The organism is Streptomyces sp. NPDC002825 (genome assembly GCF_040295385.1).
In the GTDB taxonomy this organism is placed as follows: domain Bacteria; phylum Actinomycetota; class Actinomycetes; order Streptomycetales; family Streptomycetaceae; genus Streptomyces.
In genome coordinates, this window is the sequence record NZ_JBEOVH010000001.1 from 95,159 (window position 1) to 119,717 (window position 24,559).

Sequence of the window (24,559 nt, forward strand, 5' to 3'; positions counted from 1 at the left end):
GAACAGGTTCTAGGGGAAGGGAATGGCGGCGCCGTCCGTACTTGGGAGGCGCCGCCGGTGGACCGTCAGCGGTCGAAGTCCAGCTCCACGTCCGGGGTGGCCGGGTGGGACTGGCAGGCCAGGACGTATCCGGCCTCGGTCTCCTCCGGCTCCAGGGCGAAGTTGCGGTCCATCCGCACCTCGCCGCCGACGACGAAGGCGCGGCAGGTGCCGCACACCCCGCCCTTGCAGGCGTACGGGGCGTCCGCGCGGGCGCGGAGCACGGTGTCGAGGAGCGTCTCGCCCCGCTCCACCGGCCAGGTGCCGGAGCGGCCGTGGAGGGTCGCGGTCAGGGTGGCGTGCGCCGGGGCGTCTGCCGCGGCGGCCGGTGCGGGCGCGGAGCCGTCGTCGACGTGGAAGATCTCCTGGTGGATCCGTCCGCGGTCGACGCCCAGGCCGCGCAGTGCCTTCTCGGCGCCCTGGACGAGTCCGAAGGGGCCGCAGAGGAACCAGCCGTCGATCGTGTCGACGGGCAGCAGCGCGGGCAGCAGGGCGGTGAGCCGCTCGCCGTCGAGGCGGCCGGACGGCAGACCGGCCTGCTGCTCCTCCCGGGAGAGCACGGTGATCAGCTGGAAGCGGTCCGGGTAGCGGTCCTTGAGGTCGGCGACCTCGTCGAGGAACATCGTGGACGCGGCGGTGCGGTCGCTGCGGATCAGGCAGAACCGGGCCTCCGGCTCGCGGGCGAGCAGGGTGGCCGCCATCGACAGGACCGGGGTGATGCCGCTGCCGCCGACGACGGCGGCGAAGTGTCCGGGGCGCGGGCTGAGTGTGAAGCGGCCCATCGGCTCCATGACCTCGACGAGGTCGCCGACGGCCAGTTCCTTGAGCGCGTACGTCGAGAACGAGCCGCCGTCGACGAGGCGGATGCCGACGCGCAGGACGGGGGGCTCGCCGGCCGGGGTGGCGGGGGCGCAGATCGAGTAGGTGCGCCGGATCTCCTCGCCCTGCTCGCCGGTGCGGCGCAGGGCGAGGTGCTGGCCGGGGAGGTGCCGGTACGCCTCGTGGAGTTCGGACGGGACGGCGAAGGTGACGGCCACGGAGTCGTCCGTGAGCCGGTCGACCTCGCTCACTCTGAGGGGATGGAATCCGGCCCGTGCGGCGGCTGAGGACTCCATCTACAACTCCTTGAAGTGGTCGAACGGTTCGCGGCAGGCGGTGCAGCGGCGCAGTGCCTTGCACGCGGTGGAGGAGAAGCGGCTCAGGAGCTCGGTGTCGGTGGATCCGCAGTGCGGGCAGCGGATCGCGAGGGTGAGGGGCACGGGGCCGCCGGCCGGGCCCTGGGGGCGGGGCGGGGCGATGCCGAACTCGGTGAGTTTGCGGCGCCCTTCCTCGCTGATGTCGTCGGTGGACCAGGCCGGGGCGAGGACGGTGACGACGGTGACGTCGGGCACGCCGTGCTCGTGGAGGGCGGCCTCGATGTCGGAGGCCATCGCCTCGATCGCGGGGCAGCCCGTGTAGGTGGGGGTGAGGGAGACCTCGACCCGGCCGGGGCCGAGGACGTGCACGCCCCGCATGACGCCGAGTTCCTCCAGGGTGAGGACGGGCAGCTCCGGATCGGGGACGGAGCCGGCGACGCGTCTCAGTTCCTCTTCCAGGGCCGTCATGGTCACCATGTCGCCCCCGGGTGGCTGCGGTGCAGGTGCTGCATCTCGGCGAGCATCCGTCCGAAGGGTTCGGTGTGCAGGCCCTGGCGGCCGGCGCCCGCGCTCCAGGCGCCGGTGCGGGGGCCGGAGGGGACGGTGAGGGTGGCCCGGCCGAGGACCTGGGTGACGGAGTCGAGCCAGGCGGTCTCCAGGGCGGGGAGGTCCAGGTCGAGTCCTTCGACGGGCTGGAACAGTTCGCCGGTGTACCGCCAGAGGGCGTCGCAGGCCTGCTGCATCCGCCGGTGGCTCTCGGGGGTGCCGTCGCCGAGGCGGAGGGTCCAGTGCTCGGCGTGGTCCTGGTGGTAGGCGACCTCCTTGACGGCCTTGGCGGCGAGGCCGGCGAAGGGGCCGTCGCCGGTGGCCAGCTGCCCGTACAGGAGGTGCTGGTAGGTGGAGAAGTAGAGCTGCCGGGCGATGGTGTGGGCGAAGTCGCCGTTGGGCTGCTCGACCAGCTGGCTGTTCCGGAAGGAGCGCTCCTCGCGGAGGTAGGCCAGCTCGTCCTCGTCTCCGACGAGGGAGAGGAGGATCCGGGCCTGGCCGAGGAGGTCGAGGGCGATGTTGGCCAGGGCGACCTCCTCTTCCAGGACGGGGGCGGAGCCGGCCCACTCCCCCAGGCGGTGGGAGAGGACGAGGGCGTCGTCGCCGAGGGCGAGCGCCGCGGCGGCGGTGACGGTGTCGCTGTGGGTGCCGGTGCCGGTCACAGGTGCTTCACCCCCTCCGGGATCTCGTAGAAGGTCGGGTGGCGGTAGGGCTTGTCCGCGGCCGGCTCGAAGAAGGGGTCCTTCTCGTCGGGCGAGGAGGCGGTGATCGCCGTCGAGGGCACGACCCAGATCGACACGCCTTCGGACCTGCGGGTGTACAGATCGCGGGCGTTGCGCAGGGCCATCTCCGCGTCGGGTGCGTGGAGACTGCCCGCGTGGGTGTGGGACAGTCCGCGGCGGGAGCGCACGAACACCTCCCACAGCGGCCAACCGTCGGTCGTCATGCCTGTGCCTCTCCGTGCTTGCCGGTGTGCTTCTCCGCGTAGGCCGCCGCCGCTTCTCTGACCCAGGCGCCGTCCTCGTGGGCCTGGCGCCGCTTGCTCAGCCGCTGGTCGTTGCACGGGCCGTTCCCCTTGAGGACGTCCCAGAACTCGGTCCAGTCGATCGCGCCGAAGTCGTAGTGCCCGCGCTCCTCGTTCCACCGGATGTCCGGGTCGGGGAGGGTGAGGCCGAGGGCCTCGGCCTGCGGGACGGCGATGTCGACGAAGCGCTGGCGCAGTTCGTCGTTGGAGTGGCGCTTGATCTTCCAGGCCATCGCCTGGGCGGTGTGCGTCGACTCGTCGTCCGGCGGGCCGAACATCATCAGCGAGGGCCACCACCAGCGGTCGACCGCGTCCTGCGCCATGGCGTGCTGGGCCTCGGTGCCGTTCGACAGGGCGAGCAGTGCCTCGTACCCCTGGCGCTGGTGGAAGGACTCCTCCTTGCAGACCCGGACCATCGCGCGGGCGTACGGACCGTAGGAGCAGCGGCAGAGGGGGACCTGGTTGGTGATCGCGGCGCCGTCGACCAGCCAGCCGATCGCGCCGACGTCGGCCCAGGTCAGCGTCGGGTAGTTGAAGATCGACGAGTACTTCTGGCGGCCGGAGTGGAGCTTGTCGAGCAGCTCGTCGCGGCTGGTGCCGAGGGTCTCGGCCGCGCTGTACAGGTACAGGCCGTGGCCGGCCTCGTCCTGCACCTTGGCCATGAGGATCGCCTTGCGCCGCAGGGAGGGCGCCCGGGTGATCCAGTTCGCCTCGGGCTGCATGCCGATGATCTCGGAGTGGGCGTGCTGCGCGATCTGGCGGACGAGCGAGGCCCGGTAGGCCTCGGGCATCCAGTCGCGCGGCTCGATCCGCTCGTCAGCGGCGACGGCGGCGTCGAAGACGGCCTCGTAGGCGGCCTGCTCCGCCGCCGCGGCCGTGTCCGACGCGCCGGGCATGCCCGTGGTCCCTGCCGTCCCTGCCGTCACTGCGGTCATCAGACCCCCTACCGACCGATCGTTCGGTTGAATGACTTCAATGGTCGGTCGGCGGCCCGTATGGTGTCAACCCTGTGGATAACCGAGGTGGGCCGATCGGGATCGGGGCGGGATGGACGCGTACGTCGAAAAGGACGCGGTCGAGGTGAGCGACGGCGGGCGGAGACCCCCCGAGGACCCGCCGAAAAGCCCTCCTGAGACGCCGGGCGGAACCCGGAGCGAAAGCAAGGGGGCCGGCACTGGCAGCACCGGTACCGGCGGCACCGGGATCATGGCCCTCTCGCTGCCGTACCAGGTCGTCGTCGCCGTCGCGCTCGCCGTCGTCGCGGTCTTCACCTGCGTGCACCTGGCGATGGTCTTCCTGCACGTCGCGCCGTCCAACACGCTGACCAAGCGGCACGGGCAGGCCGTCGACGACTGGATCTACCCCGAGTTCGAGCAGAACTGGAAGCTCTTCGCTCCCAACCCGCTCCAGACGAACATCTCCGTCGAGGTCCGCGCCGAGCTCGCCACCGCCGGCGGCGGCCGCCGCACGACCGGCTGGATCGACCTCACCGCGCAGGACATCGAGGCCGTCCGCCACAACCCGCTGCCCAGCCACTCGCAGCAGAACCAGCTCCGCAGGGCCGTGGACTTCTACCTCAACACGCACAACGACGACAACCGCTCCAACGGACTGCGCGGCGACCTCTCGGAGCAGTACATGCGCCGGATCGCGATGCTCAGGCTCGACGGCCTCGAAGGCTCCGACGGGCGCGCCCTCGGCCCCGACGTGCGGCGCATCCAGCTCCGTACCGTCTCCCGGCCCGTCCCCGCCCCCCGCTGGAGCACCGAGTCGACGCGGTCCAACCCCTCCTACCGCGCCTTCCCGTGGTGGGGGATCACCGAGGCCGACCGGTCCGCCGGCGACGGCGCGAGCCGCACGGAGGCGGACCGATGAGCACCTCCCACGCCACGCGCGCGCGTGCCCGCGAGCCCTTCGACCGCCGGCTCGCCCGCGGGGTGCAGGCCGTCACGGGCCGCACCCTCGCCCCGTACCAGAGCGCGATCGTACGGATCGGCTTCTCGCTGACCTGGCTGATCTTCCTGCTGCGCGAGCTGCCGCACCGGCATCTGCTGTACGGCCCCGAGGCCCCGTGGTCCTTCGAGCTGGCGCAGCGGCTGATCGCCGACAACCGGGCCTTCACCGTTCTGCTGTGGTCGGACGGCCGGCTGTGGTTCGAGCTCGTCTACGGGCTCGCTGTGCTCTCCGCCGCACTGCTGCTGGTGGGCTGGCGCACCCGGGCCGTGTCCGTGGTGTTCATGGTCGGGGTGCTCTCGCTGCTGAACCGGTCCGTCTTCGTGGGCGACGGCGGCGACAACGTCCTCCACCTCGTCTCGATCTACCTGGTGTTCACCCGCTGCGGCCAGGTGTGGTCGCTGGACGCCCGGCGGGCGGCCCGTGAGGCCCGCGCGGCCGAGGCCGGTCGGGCCCCGCGCCGTGATGTCGTCGGACCGCTGCTGTGGGTCGTGCTCGGCGGCTTCCTCCTCGCCGTGACCTGGTTCAGCGATGTCAGCGGCGAGTGGTGGGTGCCGGTGCTGCTGTGGGTGCTGTGGCTGGGGAACGGCCTGTGGTGGCTGGTCTGCCGACTGGCGCCCGGGGAGCCTCGTACGCTGCTCGACGCCCTCGCCAACCTCGCGCACAACGCCGTCCTCGCCGTGCTCATGGTGGAGGTCTGCCTGATCTACGCCACGGCCGGCTGGTACAAGATCCAGGGCTCGCGCTGGCAGGAGGGGACGGCGCTGTTCTACCCGCTCCACCTGGACTACTTCTCGCCCTGGCCGGCCCTGTCCGAGCTGCTCGGGGCCAGCGGGATCATGGTGATGCTGCTGACCTACGGCACGGTGATCGTCCAGGTCGCCTTCCCGTTCACGCTCTTCAACCGCAAGGTCAAGAACGTCCTGCTCGTCGTGATGATGATGGAGCACGCCGGGATCGCGGTCCTTCTCGGACTGCCGGTCTTCTCGCTCGCGATGATCTCCGCCGACGCCGTCTTCCTGCCGACCGCGTTCCTGGTGTGGCTGGGCGCCCGGGTGGCCGGGGGCCGGGACCGGCTGCTGAAGCGGACTCCGGCCGGGAGCTCCGCCGAGAGCGCCGGCGAGGCGCTGCCCGAGCAGCGCCGTACGGATGAGGAGCACGGTCCCCGTACCCTCGTCGGGTGAGCACCACGGAAGAACAGCCCGAGCCGGTCCAGTACGACGAGGGGTACGGCCCCGAGATCGGCGTCGGGCCGCACCCGGAGCCGTGGCCGCGGGACGAGCGGTACGACCCCGAGCTGCTGGCCGGCGGCGACCGGCGCAACGTCGTGGACCGCTACCGGTACTGGACGCGCGAGGCGGTCGTCGCCGACCTCGACACCCGCCGCCACGACTTCCACGTGGCGGTGGAGAACTGGGGCCACGACTTCAACATCGGCTCGGTGGTACGGACCGCCAACGCGTTCCTGGCGAAGGAGGTCCACATCGTGGGCCGGCGCCGCTGGAACCGGCGGGGCGCGATGGTCACCGACCGCTACCAGCACGTGCGTCACCACCCGGACACCGAGTCGCTGACCTCGTGGGCGGCGGCCGAGGGCATCCCGGTCATCGGCATCGACAACCTGCCGGGCGCCGTCCCGCTGGAGCGGACCGTGCTGCCCCGCCGCTGTGTGCTGCTCTTCGGGCAGGAGGGGCCGGGCCTCACGGAGGAGGCCCGCGCCCACGTGGAGATGGTCTGCTCGATCGCCCAGTTCGGCTCGACCCGGTCGATCAACGCGGGAGCCGCGGCCGCGATCGCCATGCACGCGTGGGTGCAGCGGTACGCGGAGATCGAGGCGCAGTAGCCCTGTGAAGGCCCCGGAGGGCCTCCACAGGGCCGCGGGTCAGGCCTGGCGGCGGACCTCCACCACCCGGAAGCGGTTGGAGACGAAGGCGCCGTCGCACAGCGCGGCGTTCGCCGCCGGGTTGCCGCCGGAGCCGTGGAAGTCGGAGAACGCGGCCGTCTGGTTCACGTACACCCCGCCCGTCAGGTTCAGCGAGAGCTGGGCCGACTCCTCCAGGCAGACCTCCTCCACCGCGCGCTCGGTGTCCGCCGAGGTCGTGTAGGCGCCGACCGTCATGGCGCCCTTCTCGCGGACCGTGCGGCGCAGCAGCTCCAGGGCGTCGGCGGTGGAGTCCACCGAGACGGCGAAGGAGACCGGGCCGAAGCACTCCGAGAAGTACGCGGCCTGGGCGTCCGGCTTGGAGCCGTCCAGCTTCACGATGACCGGCGTGCGGACCACGGCGTCCGGGTACTCCGGGTTGACCACCTCACGGGAGGCCAGCGCGACCTCGCCGAGACCGGCGGCGGCCTCAAGCCGCGCCTTCACGTCCGGGTTGACCAGGGCGCCCAGCAGACCGTTCGCCCGGGCGTCGTCGCCGAGCAGACCGCCGACCGCCGCCGCGAGGTCGGCGACGACCTCGTCGTACGACTTGGGACCCTGGTCGGTGGTGATGCCGTCGCGGGGGATCAGCAGGTTCTGCGGGGTGGTGCACATCTGGCCGCTGTACAGGGACAGCGAGAAGGCCAGGTTGGCCAGCATGCCCTTGTAGTCGTCGGTGGAGTCGACCACCACCGTGTTGACGCCGGCCTTCTCGGTGTACACCTGGGCCTGACGGGCGTTCTCCTCCAGCCAGTCGCCGAAGGCGGTGGAGCCGGTGTAGTCGATGATCCGGATCTCGGGGCGGACGGCCAGGGTCTTGGCGATGCCCTCGCCGGGGCGCTCGACGGCGAGCGCGACCAGGTTCGGGTCGAAGCCGGTCTCGGCGAGCACCTCGCGGGCGACCTTCACCGTCAGCGCGAGCGGCAGCACCGCGCGCGGGTGCGGCTTGACCACGACCGGGTTTCCGGTGGCGAGGGAGGCGAACAGGCCCGGGTAGCCGTTCCACGTGGGGAAGGTGTTGCAGCCGATGACCAGGGCGATGCCGCGGCCGACCGGGGTGAACTCCTTGCTCAGCTCCAGCGGGTCGCGCTTGCCCTGCGGCTTGGACCAGCCGGCCCGCCCGGCGGGCGTGCGGGTCTGCTCCTCGTACGCGTACGCCACGGCCTCCAGGCCGCGGTCCTGGGCGTGCGGGCCGCCGGCCTGGAACGCCATCATGAACGCCTGGCCGCTGGTGTGCATGACGGCGTGGGCGAACTCGTGGGTGCGGGCGGAGATCCGGGCGAGGATCTCCAGGCAGACCAGGGCGCGGGTCTCGGCGCCGGCGTCCCGCCAGGCGGCCATGCCCGCGCGCATCGCGGGGAGCAGCACGTCGAGGTCGGCGTGCGGGTACTCGATGCCGAGCGAGGGGCCGTACGGCGAGATCTCGCCGCCGGTCCAGCCGTCGGTGCCCGGCTGGTCGAGGTCGAAGCGGGTGTTCAGCGCTGACTGGTGGGCGGCGAGGCCCGCCGCCGCGTCGAGCGAGCCGTCCGCGCCGTACGCCTTGGGGTGCTCGGGGTACGGCGACCAGTAGGCGCGGGTGCGGATGGTGTCGAGCGCCTGGTCGAGTGTGGACCGGTGCTTCTCGGCCAGACGGTCGGTGGTCAGCTGAGCGGTGGCCATCGATGGACCAACTCCTCGTCGAGCTGGGCAGGGAGACGCGTACGGAGTTAGAGTAACCGAACGATCGGTCGGGACAAGGGGGTCCGTCGATCCTGTGGAAAACCCATCGGGGAGGATCACTCCTATGAGCGCCAACGTGACCGTCAGGGGGAGCGACGACGTGACCGCCAGTGAGACCGCCGCCGAAGGACAGGACCGCACGGCCGCCGAAGCGCAGGGCAGCGCCGCCCCCGAGGTGGAGGCCGGCGCCGCCGCCGAAACGCAGGGCAGCGCCGAAGCCGAGGCGCAGGACAGCGCCCCCGCCGTCGGACGGGACCGCACCGTCGCCGTCGTCGGCACCGGGACCATGGGCCAGGGCATCGCCCAGGTCGCGCTGGTCGCCGGACACCCCGTGCGCCTCTACGACAGCGCCCCCGGCCGGGCCGCCGAGGCCGTCGCCGCCCTCACCGCCCGCCTGGACCGGCTCGTGGAGAAGGGCCGCCTCGACGCCGGCGCCCGGGAGGCCGCCGTCGGCCGGCTGCACGCGGCCGAGGACCCCGCGGAGCTCGCGGACGCCGCGCTCGTGATCGAGGCGATCGTCGAGGACCTCGCGGTCAAGCAGCGGCTCTTCACCGACCTGGAGAAGATCGTCGGCGACGACACCGTCCTCGCCACGAACACCTCCTCCCTCTCCGTCACCGCCATCGCGGGAGGCCTGCGGCTGCCCGGCCGGTTCGTCGGACTGCACTTCTTCAACCCGGCGCCGCTGCTCCCCCTCGTCGAGGTGGTCAGCGGCTTCGCCACCGACGCGGACGTCGCCACGCGCGCGTACGAGACGGTCAAGGGCTGGGGCAAGACCCCGGTGCGCTGCGCCGACACCCCCGGCTTCATCGTGAACCGGGTCGCCCGCCCCTTCTACGCCGAGGCGCTCCGGGTCCTCGAGGAGGGCGCGGCCGACCCCGCCACCATCGACGCGGCCCTGCGCGAGTGCGGAGGCTTCCGGATGGGTCCCTTCGAGCTGACCGACCTCATCGGCCAGGACGTCAACGAGGCCGTCACCCGCTCCGTGTGGGAGTCCTTCTACCAGGACCCGAAGTTCACCCCCTCGCTCGCGCAGCGCCGGCTCGTCGAGTCGGGGCGGCTCGGCCGCAAGTCGGGGCACGGCTGGTTCTCGTACGCGGACGGCGCGGAGCGGCCCGAGCCGCACACGGCGGCGCCGGCGAAGGCGCCCGAGCGGATCGCCGTACGCGGTGACCTGGGACCCGCCGAGCCGCTGATCGGGCTCTTCGAGGAGGCCGGGATCACGGTCCGGCGCAAGGGCGGCAACGGATACGTGCTGCTGCCCGGCGGCGCCCGGCTCTGTCTCGCCGACGGCGAGAGCGCCTTCGAGTACTACACCGACGAGATCATCTACTTCGACCTCGCACTGGACTACGCGCGCGCGACCCGCATCGTGCTGTCCACGGGTGAGCACACCTCGGCCGAGTCCCTCGCCGAGGCCGTGGGCCTCTTCCAGGCGCTCGGCAAGCAGGTGTCCGTGATCGGCGACGTGCCCGGCATGATCGTCGCCCGTACGGTCGCGATGCTCGCCGACCTCGCGGCCGACGCCGTCGACCGGGGGGTCGCCACCGCCGAGGACGTCGACACGGCCATGCGGCTCGGGGTCAACTACCCCGCCGGCCCGCTGGAGTGGGCCGGGAACGTGGGCCACGCGCGCGTACGCGATCTGCTGTCCGCCCTGCACGAGCGCTACCCGACGGGGCGGTACGCGCCCAGCCTGGCCACCGCCCGCCGGGGATACGCCGAGGAAGGGCGGGACTCCTGATGACCACGGCCAAGCGCGACACGTACACCCCCGAGACGTTGCTCTCGGTCGCCGTCCAGGTCTTCAACGAGCGCGGCTACGACGGCACGTCGATGGAGCACCTGTCCAAGGCGGCCGGGATCTCGAAGTCCTCGATCTACCACCACGTCTCCGGCAAGGAGGAGCTGCTGCGGCGGGCGGTCAGCCGGGCGCTCGACGGGCTCTTCGCGGTGCTCGACGAGCCGGGGGCCGGGCGCGGCAAGGCCGTCGAGCGGGTCGAGTACGTCACGCGCCGCACCGTCGAGGTGCTGATAGCGGAGCTGCCGTACGTGACGCTGCTGCTGCGGGTGCGGGGCAACACCGCCACCGAGCGGTGGGCGATGGAGCGGCGCCGCGAGTTCGACCACAAGGTGGCCGATCTGCTGAAGGCCGCCGCCGCCGAGGGCGACCTGCGGGCCGATGTGGACATCCGGCTCGCGACCCGGCTCCTCTTCGGCATGATCAACTCGCTGGTCGAGTGGTACCGGCCGCATCCGGGCGCGACGGCCGAGGGGGAGCAGCTCGCCGAGACGGTCGTCCACCTGGCCTTCGACGGGCTGCGGACGGCGCGCTGAGCCCTTGTCCTGAGTGGACCCGCTGGAGCCCCTCGTGCGGGCAGGGAGGCGGGTGGCCGGACCCGCTGGAGCCCTCGTGCGGGCAGGGAGGCGGGTGAGTGGACCCGCTGGAGCCCTCGTACGGGCAAGGGGGCGGGTGGCCGGACCCGCTGGAGCCCTCGTGCGGGCAGGGAGGCGGGTGGCCGGACCCGCTGGAGCCCCTCGTGCGGGCAGGGAGGCGGGTGGCCGGACCCGCTGGAGCCCTCGTACGGGCAGGGAGGCGGGGAGGCGGGTGAGTGGACCCGCTGGAGCCCTCGTACGGGCAAGGGGGCGGGTGAAGGGGTCCGCTGAGCCCTCGTACGGGCTGCTCGGAGGTCAGCGGCCCGTGTCCCGCTGAGCCCTCGTGCGGGCCGTCCGGGGCCCGGCGGACGGTCTCAGCGGCCCGGGTCCGGGTGGTCCGGGTCCAGGTCCGTCTCCTCGAAGACCAGCAGGGTCCGGGTGGAGAGCACCTCGGGGATCGACTGCAGCTTGGTGAGCACCAGCTCCCGCAAGGTCCGGTTGTCGGGCGTGTGGACGAGCAGCAGGACGTCGAAATCGCCGCTGACCAGGGCGATGTGCGCGGCTCCCGGCAGCGCCTGGAGCTGTTCGCGCACGGTCCGCCAGGAGTTCTGGACGATCTTGAGCGTGATGTAGGCGGAGGCGCCGTGGCCCGCCCGCTCGTGGTTGACGCGCGCGCTGAAGCCGCGGATCACGCCGTCGTCGATGAGCCGGTTGATGCGCGCGTACGCGTTGGCCCGGGAGACGTGCACCCGCTCGGCCACGGAGCGGATCGAGGCGCGGCCGTCCGTCTGGAGGATGCGCAGGATGTCGCGGTCGATGGCGTCCAGGGGGCGTGCCGGGACGCCTGGGACCACCGGTGCCGACGCCGGTGCGACGACCCGCTCCCAGTCCTCGGCCATTTGTTCATCCGCCATGTGCCCCCGCCTCTCTTCGGTGGACGACCTGCCCTTATCCCAGGCTGTGGAGAACCGTTTGTCCACAGGCTGGAGGTGCCTGTAGCCAAAATGCCTCCACGACCGAACAATCGGTAGGTGAGGCGCGCCACACTCGCGCCACCCGCCTTCGGGTCTTATGCCCGCTCCCACGAGGAGGTGGACTCGTTGCAACAGCGCAGTTCGACAGTCCAAGAGCCGCCCGGTGCCGTCACCGCCCACCGGCACACCCCGCCGCCCGCCTGGCAGCCGCGCACGGACCCCGCGCCGCTGCTGCCCGAGGCCGAGCCGCTGCGCGTGCTCGGCACGGACGCCGTGGCCGACGCCGACCCCGCGCTGCTGCTCCGGCTCTACGCGGAGCTGATCCGCGGCCGCCGGTACAACGCGCAGGCCACCGCCCTCACCAAGCAGGGCCGGCTCGCCGTGTACCCGTCGACCACCGGCCAGGAGGCGTGCGAGATCGCCGCCGCCCTCGCCCTGGAGGAGCGGGACTGGCTCTTCCCCTCGTACCGCGACACGCTCGCCGCCGTCGCCCGGGGCCTCGACCCCGTCCAGGCCCTGACCCTGCTGCGCGGCGACTGGCACACCGGGTACGACCCGCACGAGCACCGCATCGCGCCGCTCTGCACGCCGCTCGCCACCCAGCTGCCGCACGCCGTGGGCCTCGCCCACGCCGCCCGCCTCAAGGGCGACGACGTCGTCGCGCTCGCCATGGTCGGCGACGGCGGCACCAGCGAGGGCGACTTCCACGAGGCGCTGAACTTCGCCGCCGTCTGGCAGGCCCCCGTGGTCTTCCTCGTCCAGAACAACGGCTTCGCGATCTCCGTGCCGCTCGCCAAGCAGACCGCCGCTCCCTCCCTCGCCCACAAGGCCGTCGGATACGGGATGCCGGGCCGGCTCGTCGACGGCAACGACGCGGTCGCCGTCCACCAGGTCCTCACCGAGGCCGTGGCCCGCGCCCGGCGCGGCGGCGGACCCACTCTCGTCGAGGCCGTCACCTACCGGATCGACGCCCACACCAACGCCGACGACGCCACCCGCTACCGGGCGGCCGGCGAGGTCGACGCCTGGCGGGCGCACGACCCGATCCTGCTGCTCGAGCGGGAACTGACGGAGCGTGGCCTGCTCGACGAGGACGGCAGGCGCGCGGCGGCGGAGGCCGCCGAGACGATGGCGGCGGAGCTGCGCGAACGGATGAACGCCGACCCGGTGCTCGACCCGATGGAACTCTTCTCCCACGTCTACGCGGAGCAGACGACGCAGCTGCGCGAACAGGCGGCGCAGCTGCGCGCCGAGCTCGAAGCCGAGGGTGAGGCGTGATGACGACCGCGACGACCGGCACCGCGGCGGCCAAGGCCGGCGGGAACGCCGCGAAGCCGAAGCCCGCCACGATGGCGCAGGCGCTCCAGCGCGCCATGCGCGACGCGATGGCCGAGGACCCGACCGTCCATGTGATGGGCGAGGACGTCGGCACCCTCGGCGGTGTCTTCCGCGTCACCGACGGGCTCGCCAAGGAGTTCGGCGAGGACCGCTGCACCGACACCCCGCTGGCCGAGGCGGGCATCCTCGGCGCGGCCGTCGGCATGGCCATGTACGGCCTGCGGCCGGTCGTGGAGATGCAGTTCGACGCCTTCGCGTACCCGGCGTTCGAGCAGCTGCTCTCGCACGTCGCGAAGATGCGGAACCGGACGCGCGGCGCGATGCCGATGCCGATCGTCATCCGCGTCCCGTACGGCGGCGGGATCGGCGGCGTCGAGCACCACAGCGACTCCTCCGAGGCCTACTACATGGCCACCCCCGGGCTGCACGTCGTCACCCCGGCGACCGTCGAGGACGCGTACGGGCTGCTGCGCGCGGCCATCGCCTCCGACGACCCCGTGGTCTTCCTGGAGCCCAAGCGGCTCTACTGGTCCAAGTCGGACTGGTCCCCCGAGGCGCCCGCCGCCGTCGAGCCGATCGGCAAGGCCGTCGTGCGCCGCCGGGGCACCGGCGCCACCCTCATCACCTACGGTCCCTCGGTGCCGGTCTGTCTGGAGGCGGCGGAGGCCGCGCAGGCCGAGGGCTGGGACCTGGAGGTCGTCGACCTGCGCTCGCTCGTGCCGTTCGACGACGAGACCGTCTGCGCCTCGGTGCGGCGCACCGGCCGCGCGGTCGTCGTCCACGAGTCGACCGGCTTCGGCGGCCCCGGCGCGGAGATCGCCGCGCGCGTGACCGAGCGCTGCTTCCACCACCTGGAGGCGCCGGTGCTGCGGGTCGCGGGCTTCGACATCCCGTACCCGCCGCCGATGCTGGAGCGGCACCACCTGCCAGGTGTCGACCGGGTCCTGGACGCGGTGGCGCGACTGCAGTGGGAGGCGGGCAGCTGATGGCACAGGTCCTGGAGTTCAAGCTGCCCGACCTCGGTGAGGGACTCACCGAGGCCGAGATCGTGCGCTGGCTCGTCGCCGTCGGCGACGTCGTCGCCATCGACCAGCCGGTCGTCGAGGTCGAGACGGCCAAGGCCATGGTCGAGGTGCCCTGCCCGTACGGCGGCGTCGTCACCGCCCGGTACGGCGAGGAGGGCACCGAACTGCCCGTCGGCGCGCCGCTCCTGACGGTCGCCGTCGGCGGCACGGGTGCGCCGGAGGAGCTCGCGGAGGCGGCTCCCGAAGCGGCTCGGAAGGCGTCCGCCGAGGCCGTCTCCTCGGAGTACTCGGGCAACGTGCTCGTCGGCTACGGCACGGCCGGTCCCGCCGCCCGGCGCCGCCGGGTGCGGCACACGAACCCGGCGGCCGCCCAGGCTCCGGTGACCGCCGAGGCTCCGGCGGCTGCCCCGGCCGCCGCTGCCGCCCCGGCCCCGGCTGCCGCTCCGGCTCCGGCTGCTCCGGCGCCTGCCGTGCACGAGGGGCCCGTGCCCGTCATCTCGCCGCTCGTGCGGAAGCTGGCCCGCGACCGGGGCCTCGACCTGCGGGAGGTGCGCGGATCCGGGCCCGAGGGGCTGATCCTGCGGGCCGACGTGGAGCTGGCCCTCGCGGCCCTGGAGCGGACGGTCGCCGCCCCGGCGCCCGTACCCACCGCGCCCGCCACGGCCCTCGGGGCCCCGGCCGGTGAGCGGATTCCGCTGCGCGGGGTCCGAGGCGTGGTGGCCGACAAGCTGTCCCGCAGCCGTACGGAGATCCCCGACGCGACCTGCTGGGTCGACGCCGACGCGACCGAGCTGATGGCGGCCCGGACGGCGATGAACGCGGCCGGCGGGCCGAAGATCTCGCTCCTCGCTCTCCTCGCGCGCATCTGCGTCCACGCCCTGGCCCGGTTCCCGGAGCTCAACTCCACGGTGGACACGGCCGCCCGGGAGATCGTCCGGCTGCCGTCCGTGCACCTCGGTTTCGCCGCCCAGACCCCGCGCGGGCTCGTCGTCCCCGTCGTCAAGGACGCCGGGACCCGCACGGCCGAGTCGCTCACGGCGGAGTTCGGCCGGCTGACGGAGGCGGCCCGGCAGGGAGCGATCACCCCGGCCGATCTGACCGGCGGCACGTTCACCCTCAACAACTACGGGGTGTTCGGGGTCGACGGCTCCACGCCGATCATCAACCACCCCGAGGCCGCCATGCTCGGTGTCGGGCGGATCATCCCCAAGCCCTGGGTGCACCAGGGCGAACTGGCCGTCCGTCAGGTGGTGCAGCTCTCGCTCACCTTCGACCACCGCGTCTGCGACGGCGGCACGGCGGGCGGCTTCCTGCGGTACGTGGCGGACTGCGTCGAGCAGCCCGCGGTCCTGCTCCGCACGGTCTGACGGGACGGTCCGGCGGGCTGATCGACCGTCGGTCCGCCAGGACGGTCTGACGCGGACGGTCCGGCGGGTCCGTCTGACGCGGACGGCCTGGCGGGTCCGTTGCAGCAAGCCCCCGTGCGGCCCGCTCCGCCGCCCGCGTCCGACGGGCCCGTCTCAGCAAAGGAGACGGGCCCGTCGGCATGCGCTCCCGGCGCCCCATACTGCTGGGGTGACCACCGCATACGACGCCGTCGTGCTCGCCGGGGGCGCCGCCCGGCGTCTCGGCGGCTCCGACAAGCCCGCCGTACGGATCGGGGGCCGGACCCTCCTCGACCGGGTGCTCGCGGCCTGCCCCGACGCCCGCCGCACCGTGGTCGTCGCCGACCCCCGCCCGACCGCCCGTCCCGTCCGCTGGACGAGGGAGGACCCGCCCGGCGGCGGCCCCCTGGCCGCCCTCGGCGCCGGCGTGCGGGAGACCGGGGCCGACACCCTCCTCGTTCTCTCCGCGGACCTGCCCTTCCTCGACGCCGCCACCGTCAGCGGTCTCCTCGGCGCGCTCGCCGCCGACCCCGGCGCCGAGGCCGCCCTCCTCACCGACGCCGAAGGGCGGGACCAGCCGCTCGTCGCCGCCTACCGCCGCACCCCCCTCCTGCGCGAACTGGACCTCATCGCGGAACAGCGGGGCACCCTCGACGGCGGGCCGCTGCGCCGGCTCACCGGCGGACTCCGTGTCACCCGCGTCGCCGCGGGCCCCCTCGCCTCCTTCGACTGCGACACCTGGGAGGACATCGCGACGGCCCGGGCCCGCATCAGGGAGCATGGGAGCGTGCTGGATGAATGGATCACCGCAGTCAAGAACGAGCTGGGCATCGAACTGGACGTCGACACCGGCGTGCTGCTCGACCTCGCCCGTGACGCCGCCCACGGCGTCGCCCGCCCCGCCGCGCCGCTGACCACCTTCCTGGTCGGCTACGCGGCTGGCCGCGCGGTCAGCGAGGGGGGCGGACCGGAGGCCGTCGCCGAGGCCGCCCGCAAGGCCGCCGCGCTCGCCCAGCGCTGGGCCGCCGAACAGGACGGCGAGCAGCCCGCCGAGCAGCCCGCCGAAAAAGCCACCGAGTAGGACGAGGCCGGATGACCCTGAAGGAGCCCGCACCCGTGGCCCCGGGAACGACCGCCGGTGCGAAGGCCGAGCCGCCGCACCGCGCCACCGCCTGGCCCGAGGCCCGGGCCGCCGCCGCCCGCGCCGGGACCGCCGCGCGGGCCGGCCGCGAGCCGGGGCGCCTTCCGCTCGGGCAGGCACTCGGCCGGGTGCTGGCCGAGCCGCTGCCCGCCCTCACCGACCTGCCCTCCTTCGACACCTCCGCCATGGACGGCTGGGCCGTCGCGGGACCGGGACCCTGGACCGTCCGCGCCGAGACCTCCGTCCTCGCCGGTCACGCGCCCGCCGCCGCACTGGCCGACGGCGAGGCCGTACGGATCGCCACCGGCGCCCCCGTCCCGCCCCGGACCACCGCCGTCATCCGCAGCGAGCACTCCCGTACGGAGCGGACCGGGTCCGGGGGTCTCGTCCTGCACGCCCTGCGCGACGTGGCCACCCGGCAGGACATCCGGCCCCGGGGCCAGGAGTGCCGCTCCGGCGACGAGCTGCTCCCCGCCGGCACCGCCGTGACCCCCGTCGTCCTGGGCCTCGCCGCGGCCGCAGGCTACGACGAACTGCCCGTACCGTCGCGCCCCCGGGCGGAGATCCTCGTCCTCGGCGACGAGCTGCTCTCGACCGGACTTCCCCACGAGGGGCTCATCCGTGACGCCCTCGGCCCGATGCTCGGCCCCTGGCTGGAGGCGCTCGGGGCCGAGGTCCTCGCCACCCGGCGGATCGGCGACGACGCCGAGGAGCTGTACGCGGCCGTCACCGGCTCCGCCGCCGATCTCATCGTCACCACCGGAGGAACCGCCGCCGGGCCCGTCGACCACCTCCACCGGGTGCTCGACAAGGCGGGCGCCACGCTCCTCGTCGACGGCGTGAAGGTCCGCCCCGGCCACCCCATGCTCCTCGCGGCCCTCGGCGGCCACCGGCACCTCGTCGGCCTGCCCGGCAACCCGCTCGCCGCCGTCTCCGGGCTCCTCACCCTCGCCGAGCCGCTCCTCGCGGCGCTGGGCGGCACCTCCACCCCCCGCTCCCGGGGGCGCGCCCCCGTCGTGGAGGAGGTGCACGGGCATCCGCACGACACCCGGCTGGTCCCGGTCGTCCGGCGGGGAGGGCAGCTCGTTCCGCTGCGCTACAACGGGCCGGCCATGCTCCGGGGCATCGCCGTCGCGGACGGCATGGCCGTCGTCCCGCCCGGCGGCGCCCGCTCCGGCCAGGAGCTCGACGTCCTCGGCCTTCCCTGGCCGCCGACCTCGGGCGCCGTACCCGAGCAAGGGGCGTGTTTCACGTGAAACTTCCCAGCCGCGACGCGATGGCCCGGCACGCGGACGAGCGGATCTCGGGCCCCCAGGTCCGGCTGCCCCGCAGAGTGGTCGAAAGGCCGCTGCGCCAGGTCGGCAAGCGGCTGCTGATGGCGCTCGGCGTGCTGCTCGTGACGATCCTCATCGTCTACGTCGACCGCGACGGCTACCACGACAACGCCGACGAGAAGCTCGACTTCCTCGACTGCGCCTACTACGCGACCGTGACGCTCTCCACCACCGGATACGGCGACATCGTCCCGTACAGCGACACCGCAAGGCTCGCCAACATCCTCCTGGTCACGCCGCTGCGCGTGCTCTTCCTGATCATCCTGGTCGGCACCACTCTCGAGGTCCTCACCGAGCGGACCCGGGAGGAGTTCCGGCTGAACCGCTGGAGGTCCAGCTTGCGCGACCACACCGTCATCGTCGGGTTCGGTACGAAGGGCCGGTCCGCGATCCAGACCCTGTGCGCGACCGGGCTCCGCAAGGACCAGATCGTCATCGTCGACCCCTCCACCAAGGTGATCGAGACGGCGAACGCGGACGGTTTCGTGGGTGTCATCGGCGACGCCACCCGCAGCGACGTCCTGCTGCGGGCCGAGGTGCAGCGGGCCCGGCAGATCGTGATCGCGACCCAGCGGGACGACACGGCGGTCCTGGTCACCCTGACGGCCCGCCAGCTCAACCGAGGCGCGAAGATCGTCGCCGCGGTCCGCGAGGAGGAGAACGCGCCGCTCCTTCGCCAGTCCGGTGCGGATGCGGTCATCACCAGCGCCAGCGCCGCCGGGCGTCTGCTCGGCCTCTCCGTGCTGAGCCCCAGCGCCGGCACGGTCATGGAAGACCTCATCCAGCAGGGCTCGGGCCTCGACCTCGTGGAACGGCCGGTGACCAAGAGCGAGGCCGGAAAGAGCGTGCGGGAGACTCGCGACCTCGTGGTGAGCGTGCTCCGCGGCCACCGGCTGCTCGGTTACGACGACCCCGCGGCCAGCCCGCTCCAGCTCACGGACCGGGTGATCACCATCGTGCGCGCCGCGCCGGTGACCCCGCTCTCCACGCCGCCCGAGGACTGAGCCCGCGCGCTGGACCCGGTCGACCATGAGCTCGCGTCCGCACGGCGACTGAGCCCGCGCGTCGGGACCGGGCCGACACCAAGAGCCCGCGCCCGCACGGCGACTGAGCCCGCGCGTCGGGACCGGGCCGACACCAAGAGCCCGCGCCCGCACGGCGGGAGTAGCCTCGCCGCCATGTATGCGATCACGATTCCGGAACCCGGTGGTCCCGAGGCCCTCGTCTGGGCCGAGGTGCCCGATCCCGTACCCGGCGAGGGCGAGGTGCTCGTCGAGGTCGTGGCGAGCGCGGTCAACCGCGCCGATCTGCTCCAGCGCCAGGGCTTCTACGACCCGCCGCCCGGCAGCTCCCCGTACCCCGGTCTGGAGTGCGCGGGCCGCATCGCCGCGCTCGGCCCCGGGGTGTCCGGCTGGGCCGTCGGCGACGAGGTGTGCGCGCTGCTCGCCGGCGGCGGCTACGCCGAGAAGGTCGTGGTCCCGGCCGGGCAGCTGCTGCCGGTCCCGGAGGGCGTCGACCTCGCCACGGCCGCCGCGCTTCCCGAGGTCGCGTGCACCGTCTGGTCCAACATCTTCATGCTCGCCCACCTGCGGCCGGGCGAGACGCTGCTCGTGCACGGCGGCGCGAGCGGCATCGGCACGATGGCGATCCAGCTGGCGAAGGCGGTCGGCGCGCGGGTCGCGGTCACGGCCGGGGGCCCCGAGAAGCTGGCGCGCTGCGCCGAGCTGGGCGCGGACATCCTCATCGACTACCGCGAGCAGGACTTCGTCGAGGAGCTGGCGAAGGCGACGGACGGGGCGGGCGCGGACGTCATCCTGGACATCGTGGGCGCCAAGTACCTGGACCGGAACGTGCAGGCGCTGGCCGTGAGCGGCCGGCTGGTCGTCATCGGCCTCCAGGGCGGGGTGAAGGGCGAGCTGAACCTCGGGGCACTGCTCAGGAAGCGCGCCGCCGTCCTGGCGACGACCCTGCGGTCCCGTCCGGCGCAGGAGAAGGCGGCGATCGTCGCGGCCGTACGGGAGCACGTCTGGCCGCTGGTCGAGGCGGGCACGGTCCGGCCGGTCGTCGACCGCACCGTGCCGATGCCGGAGGCCGCCGAGGGACACCGGGCGCTCGAGGAAAGCGGCCACGTCGGCAAGGTCCTGCTGCTCGTGCCGCAGGGCTGAACCGGTCGCACCGAGGGCTGAGCCCTGCCCACCTCCGGGGCCGGCCCTCTCGTACGCGGGGCTGAAACCCCCGCACCGCAGGTCCGCACCCCATGAAGAAAGGGCCCGGCGCACGTCGTGTGCCGGGCCCCTCCTCCGTACGCCGAGGACGACCTACAGGTACGGTCCCGAGCGGATCGCGTGGCCGTGGCCGTGGTCGTCGTCATCGTCGTGGGACGCGCCAGGAGGCAGGGCGCGGCGCATCTGCTCCAGCTGGGCGCGGGCCGCCATCTGCTGGGCGAACAGTGCCGTCTGGATGCCGTGGAACAGGCCTTCGAGCCAGCCCACGAGCTGCGCCTGCGCGATGCGCAGCTCCGCCTCGGAGGGAATCGCCTCGTCCGTGAACGGCAGGGAGAGCCGCTCGAGTTCCTCGACGAGCTCGGGGGCGAGCCCGTCCTCCAGCTCCTTCACGGAGCTGGCGTGGATGTCCTTGAGCCTGACCCGGCTCGCCTCGTCCAGAGGGGCCGCCCGTACTTCCTCCAGGAGCTGCTTGATCATGCTGCCGATCCGCATGACCTTCGCAGGCTGCTCGACCATTTCCGTCACCGGGACCTCGCGGGGTTCGTCGTCGCCCTGAGTGCCGCCGAGCGCCATCCCGTCCTGTCCCACGATGAGGACCTGGGGGCTCTCCTGCGACCTGTCATTCCTCGGCATCTCCATGCCGCCATTCTCTCGTACACACGCGTCACGACAGGGTGTGCCCCTGTACGGGGGTGATCCACCCTCGTACAGGGGCACAGGACGGGAACGAAGACCGTCAGGTCGCCGCGCGGCGGGCCAGCGCACCCCGTGAGCGGGTCACCAGGGCGGCGAGGAGCGCGGCGCCGAGCGGGACGGCGACGAGCAGGCCGGCCAGGGTCTCCCAGGGGATGACGATCGGCACGTCGGGCGGGGTGAGGTCGCCGCTCCAGCCCTCGGCGACGCTCTCCTCGTAGTAGCGGAGCTGGTCGCGCTCCTCGGTGAGCCGGAGCCCCACGGCGGGCAGCAGCCCGGCGGCCGAGCCGAGGAGCACGCCCATCGCGGCGACGACTCCGCACTGGAATCCGCTGAGCGTGCGGCGGACCCGGGGCGGAGCGCCCACGGCGGCGAGCGTCTTCAGGTCGGCCTCCGCGTCGGCCTGGGCGAGGCCGGTGGCGATGCCGGCGGCGCCGATGGTGACCAGGCCCGCGAAGATCGCCAGCGAGAGCAGGATGATGCCGTCCTCGTTGACGAAGCCCTCCTCCAGGTGCAGTTCGACGTTGCTGCCGAGCTTGGCGAGGTCGCTGTCGAGCTTCTGGCGCTGCTCGCTGTCCGGGAGCCGGTCGGTGCTCGCGTACAGGCCCAGCGGCACCGTGGACAGGCCGGCGGCCTTGGCCGTGGCCGGGGTCATGAGGGCCTGGACGCCGTAGGACTTCCTGCCGTCGGGCACCAGGTAGGCGGGCAGGGTGCTGACCTTGCCGGGTGCGGGACGGCCCTGCTCGGAGGCCTTGTCGGCGGCGGCGAGGTCGGTGATCTGCTTGATCCCGACGGTGCCGTCCTTGGCGACCAGGGCGCGGTTGAAGCTGACGATCTTCCCGTCGGCGAGGGCCTTCACGGTCGCGGGGTCGTCGACGCCGAGGACCTGGAGGAGCTTGGCGTCACCCACGACCAGGCCGCCGTCGGAGACGTACATCCCGCCGCTCGCGGAGTCCTTGCACCGCCAGTCCTCGATGAGCATCTTCCGCCGCTGGGCGGGCGTGTACTTCTCCGCGGGATCGCCGCCGCCCGGGACCGTCGCGTACATCGGGCACTCGTTCGCCCGGGGGACGACGACCTCGTAGCGGCCGCAGCCGGCGTCCCCGCCCCAGGGCGGGCAGCCGGGCTTGCCGACCGAGACGCGCCCGACGTCGGCGCGGACGTCGACCGGGAAGGCGCGCTGGACCGCCTCGCGGACCGCGGGGACGTCCCGGCCGCCCTCCTCCTGGACGAAGGCGGAGACGACGCCGTACGGCAGGGTGGCCTCGTACTCGGCCCTGTTCTGGGCCTCGCGGCTGGCCATGTACGTGGAGACGGCGACGGTGCCCGCGACGGCGGCGAGGACGGCGGCGACGGCGGGTGCCGTACGGCCCCGGTTGCGGACGGCGTCCCGCAGCGCGAGGCGCGGGGAGAGCGGCAGCCAGCGGCCGGTCCGCCCGAACAGGCCGACCAGGGCCGGGGTCATGGCGACGACACCCAGCTCGGCGAGGGCCGAGCCGGCGGCCACGAGGGTGACCTCCTGGGAGACCATCGAACCGAAGAGGGCGACCGCGCCGCCGATGAGGAGGGCCACCAGGCCGATCAGCGGCAGCACCCGGCTGCTGCGGCGGACTCCGCGCCGGCCGGTGAGCGAGGCGAGGACGGTCTGCCGGGAGGCGGTGACCGCGGGGACGACGGCGGCGAGCAGACCGGTCAGGACCGCGAGCAGCGCGATGCCGAGGAGTTCGAGGGGACGGATGTCGAAGGCCCCGAACCGCTGGCCCATGGTGTCTTCGAGGACCGGCTGCAGCAGCAGCGTCAGGATCAGGGCGAGGACGGTTCCGGTGACGGCTGCCGCGACACCGATGACCAGTCCGCCGCTCAGCACGATCGCCCGGATGTGGCTGCGGGCACCGCCGTTGGCCCCGACCAGACCGAGCTGGCGGCGCGAGCGGCGGGCGCCGACCGCGAAGGCCGGTCCGGCGAGGAGGCAGATCTCCAGCATCGCCAGGCCCACGACGGTCACGAGGGAGGCGAGTTCGGCGGCATCCGCCCCCGCGCTGGACGCGTAACCGCCCCAGCCCTCCTTCTGGTTGAGCGGCACCTCCGACGGGGCGGGCGGGTCGAGCAGCACGGCGCGCGAGACGACGACGACGCCCTTGGTGTTGATCTCCTTGACGCTGTTCCACGTGAAACCACCGGACGTGCGCACCAGGTACGAGCCGGAGGTGTCGGGCGCGGGCAGACCGGCCTTCTCGACCGCCTTGGCGTACGGGGCGAGGAAGGCCCCCGGCAGCGTGTTGATCTGGTCGGCCTTGAGCGTGTCGGGAAGTTCGTAGGAGCCGACGATCCGGTACGGGCGATCGAAATTGCGGGCGGAAAGGGTCGAGCCGATCGACAGACCGCTGGTCTCCAGGAAGTGCGAGGTCGCGATGACCTCGTCGTTCTTCTCCGGGAAGCGGCCGTCGAGGAGCGTCAGGATGCCGCGGGCGATCGGATCGGAGGCCTTCAGTTCACGCACCTCGGTCATGAGCAGACCGTGGGTCGTCGTCAGCTTCGCCGAACCGGTGGTGTCGGTGAGGACGGTGGAGCCCGCCGGGATCACCTTCGTGACCTCGGTGGAGCCGCTCGGCCACGGCTCGTCCTCGTAGTCCTTGGCCGTCGTGTGCGTCTCGCCGGCGGGGTCCTGGAAGATCGGGACACCGCCGACCTCCGCGTCCCTGAGGCGGGCGTCGGCCGCGCCGAGCGTCCGCTCCACCCGCTCGGCGGGGGAGAGTTCGGAGCTGCGGTAGGTCAGGTCGAAGGCGCTGACGCCCAGGATCGGCAGGGCGATCATCGCGAGGACGAGGGCGCTGCGGCCCTTCGAACGCCAGGCGTCGCGGCGGGCTATGCGGATCGCGGCACGCCAGGAGTGGAACCAGGTCTTCACGCTTCGGCCACCTGGCCCGACAGCAGGGAATCGGCCTCGCTGCGCACGGTCTGGTCGACGATGGCGCCGTCCCGCAGGAACACCACGCGGTCGGCCCAGGCGGCGAACCGCGGCTCATGGGTGACGAGCACACCGGCGGCGCCCGCGTCGCAGCGGGAGCGCAGCAGGGCGAGCACGGACTCGCCGGTCTCGGAGTCGAGGGCTCCGGTCGGCTCGTCGGCGAGGACGAGCCGACGGTCGCCGACGAGGGCGCGGGCGATGGCCACGCGCTGCTGCTGGCCGCCGGACATCTCGTCGGGGAAGCGGTCGGCGAGGTGCCCGAGGCCCATCTCCTCCAGGGCGGCGAGGGCCTCGGCGCGGGCCTTGCGGGCGGAGATCCCGTCCAGTTCGCGGGGCAGGGCGACGTTCTCGGCGGCGGTCAGCGCCGGGATGAGGTTGTAGTCCTGGAAGACGTAACCGATGCTGCGGCGGCGCAGGGCCGCGAGCTCCTTGACGCTCGCGGTGGTGATGTCGGTGTCCTCGACGATCACCCGGCCCGAGCTGGGGGTGTCCAGGCCGCCCGCGATGGTCAGCAGCGTGGACTTGCCGGAGCCCGACGGGCCCATCACGGCGACGAGTTCACCGGGGTACACGGCGAGGTCGATGCCGCGCAGGGCATGCACCTCGGTGGCACCCGCGCCGTGGACGCGGGTCAGGTTCTGGAGTTGCAGCACGGGCTGCTGTGCGGTCATGGAGGGGTCCCCCCGTTGGCCGTACACCGGCGGGTCGGCCGGGTACGGGAGCGTGCGGTGGAAGGTGGTGCGTCGGCGGTACGGATGGGGC

General features: G+C 73.2%; 22 protein-coding genes. 12 read left to right on the forward strand and 10 right to left on the reverse strand.

All coding sequences use genetic code 11. The features are described from left to right. Positions 1-65 precede the first annotated feature (65 nt). From ABT041_RS00465 to paaA, 5 genes are read right to left on the reverse strand one after another with little or no spacing between them, the layout of a single operon-like run. Positions 66-1,154 carry a 2Fe-2S iron-sulfur cluster-binding protein gene (locus ABT041_RS00465; protein WP_351176595.1) on the reverse strand — a complete coding sequence of 363 codons (1,089 nt, stop codon included), beginning with the start codon at positions 1,152-1,154 and terminating at the stop codon, positions 66-68. Beyond that, the gene (paaD, locus tag ABT041_RS00470; protein WP_351176597.1) at positions 1,155-1,652 is read right to left on the reverse strand and encodes a 1,2-phenylacetyl-CoA epoxidase subunit PaaD; all 498 of its coding nucleotides are present in this window, start codon (positions 1,650-1,652) and stop codon (positions 1,155-1,157) included. Continuing rightward, positions 1,646-2,383: a 1,2-phenylacetyl-CoA epoxidase subunit PaaC gene (gene paaC, locus ABT041_RS00475; RefSeq protein WP_351176601.1), complete on the reverse strand. Its 738-nt coding sequence runs from the start codon at positions 2,381-2,383 to the stop codon at positions 1,646-1,648. The genes paaD and paaC overlap by 7 nt, the downstream gene beginning before the upstream one ends. Continuing rightward, positions 2,380-2,667: a 1,2-phenylacetyl-CoA epoxidase subunit PaaB gene (gene paaB, locus ABT041_RS00480; RefSeq protein ID WP_030692422.1), complete on the reverse strand. Its 288-nt coding sequence runs from the start codon at positions 2,665-2,667 to the stop codon at positions 2,380-2,382. The genes paaC and paaB overlap by 4 nt, the downstream gene beginning before the upstream one ends. After that, on the reverse strand, positions 2,664-3,680 hold the full coding sequence (paaA, locus tag ABT041_RS00485; protein ID WP_502976309.1) for a 1,2-phenylacetyl-CoA epoxidase subunit PaaA: 1,017 nt from the start codon (positions 3,678-3,680) through the stop codon (positions 2,664-2,666). The genes paaB and paaA overlap by 4 nt, the downstream gene beginning before the upstream one ends. Before the next feature lie 271 nt (positions 3,681-3,951). Here paaA and ABT041_RS00490 point away from each other — a divergent pair, with 271 nt between their 5' ends. The 3 genes from ABT041_RS00490 to ABT041_RS00500 are packed head-to-tail and all read left to right on the forward strand — an operon-like array spanning position 3,952 to position 6,541. Continuing rightward, complete coding sequence (locus tag ABT041_RS00490) at positions 3,952-4,620, forward strand: DUF5819 family protein (protein ID WP_502976310.1); 669 nt, start codon at positions 3,952-3,954, stop codon at positions 4,618-4,620. Next, positions 4,617-5,882: an HTTM domain-containing protein gene (locus ABT041_RS00495; protein WP_351176609.1), complete on the forward strand. Its 1,266-nt coding sequence runs from the start codon at positions 4,617-4,619 to the stop codon at positions 5,880-5,882. The genes ABT041_RS00490 and ABT041_RS00495 overlap by 4 nt, the downstream gene beginning before the upstream one ends. Next, a complete protein-coding gene (locus ABT041_RS00500) occupies positions 5,879-6,541 on the forward strand; it encodes a TrmH family RNA methyltransferase (protein ID WP_351176612.1) in 663 nt (220 codons plus the stop codon). Before ABT041_RS00495 ends, ABT041_RS00500 begins: the two co-directional genes overlap by 4 nt. Positions 6,542-6,580: 39 nt before the next feature. Here ABT041_RS00500 and paaN read toward each other — a convergent pair whose 3' ends face one another. Continuing rightward, positions 6,581-8,278 (reverse strand): phenylacetic acid degradation protein PaaN, encoded by a 1,698-nt coding sequence (gene paaN, locus ABT041_RS00505; protein ID WP_351176615.1) that lies wholly within the window; start codon positions 8,276-8,278, stop codon positions 6,581-6,583. Between the two features lie 124 nt (positions 8,279-8,402). Here paaN and ABT041_RS00510 point away from each other — a divergent pair, with 124 nt between their 5' ends. Beyond that, positions 8,403-10,082: a 3-hydroxyacyl-CoA dehydrogenase gene (locus ABT041_RS00510; RefSeq protein WP_351176618.1), complete on the forward strand. Its 1,680-nt coding sequence runs from the start codon at positions 8,403-8,405 to the stop codon at positions 10,080-10,082. After that, a complete protein-coding gene (locus ABT041_RS00515; protein WP_351176621.1) occupies positions 10,082-10,675 on the forward strand; it encodes a TetR/AcrR family transcriptional regulator in 594 nt (197 codons plus the stop codon). The genes ABT041_RS00510 and ABT041_RS00515 overlap by 1 nt, the downstream gene beginning before the upstream one ends. 413 nt (positions 10,676-11,088) lie before the next feature. On the opposite strand, the gene ABT041_RS00520 is transcribed toward ABT041_RS00515, so the two are convergent. Continuing rightward, entirely contained in the window at positions 11,089-11,613 is a 525-nt protein-coding gene (locus ABT041_RS00520) for an Lrp/AsnC family transcriptional regulator (protein ID WP_351177612.1), read from the reverse strand. 192 nt (positions 11,614-11,805) lie between these two features. Between ABT041_RS00520 and pdhA the strand changes: the two genes are divergently transcribed. From pdhA to ABT041_RS00555, 7 genes are all read left to right on the forward strand, one after another. After that, the gene (gene pdhA, locus ABT041_RS00525) at positions 11,806-12,966 is read left to right on the forward strand and encodes a pyruvate dehydrogenase (acetyl-transferring) E1 component subunit alpha (protein ID WP_351177615.1); all 1,161 of its coding nucleotides are present in this window, start codon (positions 11,806-11,808) and stop codon (positions 12,964-12,966) included. Beyond that, complete coding sequence (locus ABT041_RS00530; RefSeq protein ID WP_351176624.1) at positions 12,966-14,012, forward strand: alpha-ketoacid dehydrogenase subunit beta; 1,047 nt, start codon at positions 12,966-12,968, stop codon at positions 14,010-14,012. Before pdhA ends, ABT041_RS00530 begins: the two co-directional genes overlap by 1 nt. After that, positions 14,012-15,418: a dihydrolipoamide acetyltransferase family protein gene (locus ABT041_RS00535; protein WP_351176627.1), complete on the forward strand. Its 1,407-nt coding sequence runs from the start codon at positions 14,012-14,014 to the stop codon at positions 15,416-15,418. The genes ABT041_RS00530 and ABT041_RS00535 overlap by 1 nt, the downstream gene beginning before the upstream one ends. Before the next feature lie 208 nt (positions 15,419-15,626). Beyond that, a complete protein-coding gene (locus tag ABT041_RS00540) occupies positions 15,627-16,517 on the forward strand; it encodes an NTP transferase domain-containing protein (protein ID WP_351176630.1) in 891 nt (296 codons plus the stop codon). A gap of 11 nt (positions 16,518-16,528) precedes the next feature. Then, positions 16,529-17,833: a molybdopterin molybdotransferase MoeA gene (locus ABT041_RS00545; protein ID WP_351176633.1), complete on the forward strand. Its 1,305-nt coding sequence runs from the start codon at positions 16,529-16,531 to the stop codon at positions 17,831-17,833. Next, on the forward strand, positions 17,830-18,915 hold the full coding sequence (locus tag ABT041_RS00550) for a potassium channel family protein (protein WP_351176636.1): 1,086 nt from the start codon (positions 17,830-17,832) through the stop codon (positions 18,913-18,915). Before ABT041_RS00545 ends, ABT041_RS00550 begins: the two co-directional genes overlap by 4 nt. A 174-nt stretch (positions 18,916-19,089) precedes the next feature. After that, positions 19,090-20,076, forward strand: a complete 987-nt coding sequence (locus tag ABT041_RS00555) for an NAD(P)H-quinone oxidoreductase (RefSeq protein ID WP_351176639.1) — start codon at positions 19,090-19,092, stop codon at positions 20,074-20,076. 153 nt (positions 20,077-20,229) lie between these two features. Here the strand turns inward: ABT041_RS00555 and ABT041_RS00560 are convergent, their stop codons facing one another. From ABT041_RS00560 to ABT041_RS00570, 3 genes are all read right to left on the reverse strand, one after another. Next, positions 20,230-20,775, reverse strand: coding sequence for a bacterial proteasome activator family protein (locus tag ABT041_RS00560; protein ID WP_351176642.1), 546 nt, complete (start codon positions 20,773-20,775; stop codon positions 20,230-20,232). Positions 20,776-20,872: 97 nt separating this feature from the next. Next, a complete protein-coding gene (locus tag ABT041_RS00565; RefSeq protein ID WP_351176645.1) occupies positions 20,873-23,737 on the reverse strand; it encodes an FtsX-like permease family protein in 2,865 nt (954 codons plus the stop codon). Beyond that, on the reverse strand, positions 23,734-24,468 hold the full coding sequence (locus ABT041_RS00570; protein WP_351176648.1) for an ABC transporter ATP-binding protein: 735 nt from the start codon (positions 24,466-24,468) through the stop codon (positions 23,734-23,736). The genes ABT041_RS00565 and ABT041_RS00570 overlap by 4 nt, the downstream gene beginning before the upstream one ends. Positions 24,469-24,559 lie beyond the last annotated feature (91 nt).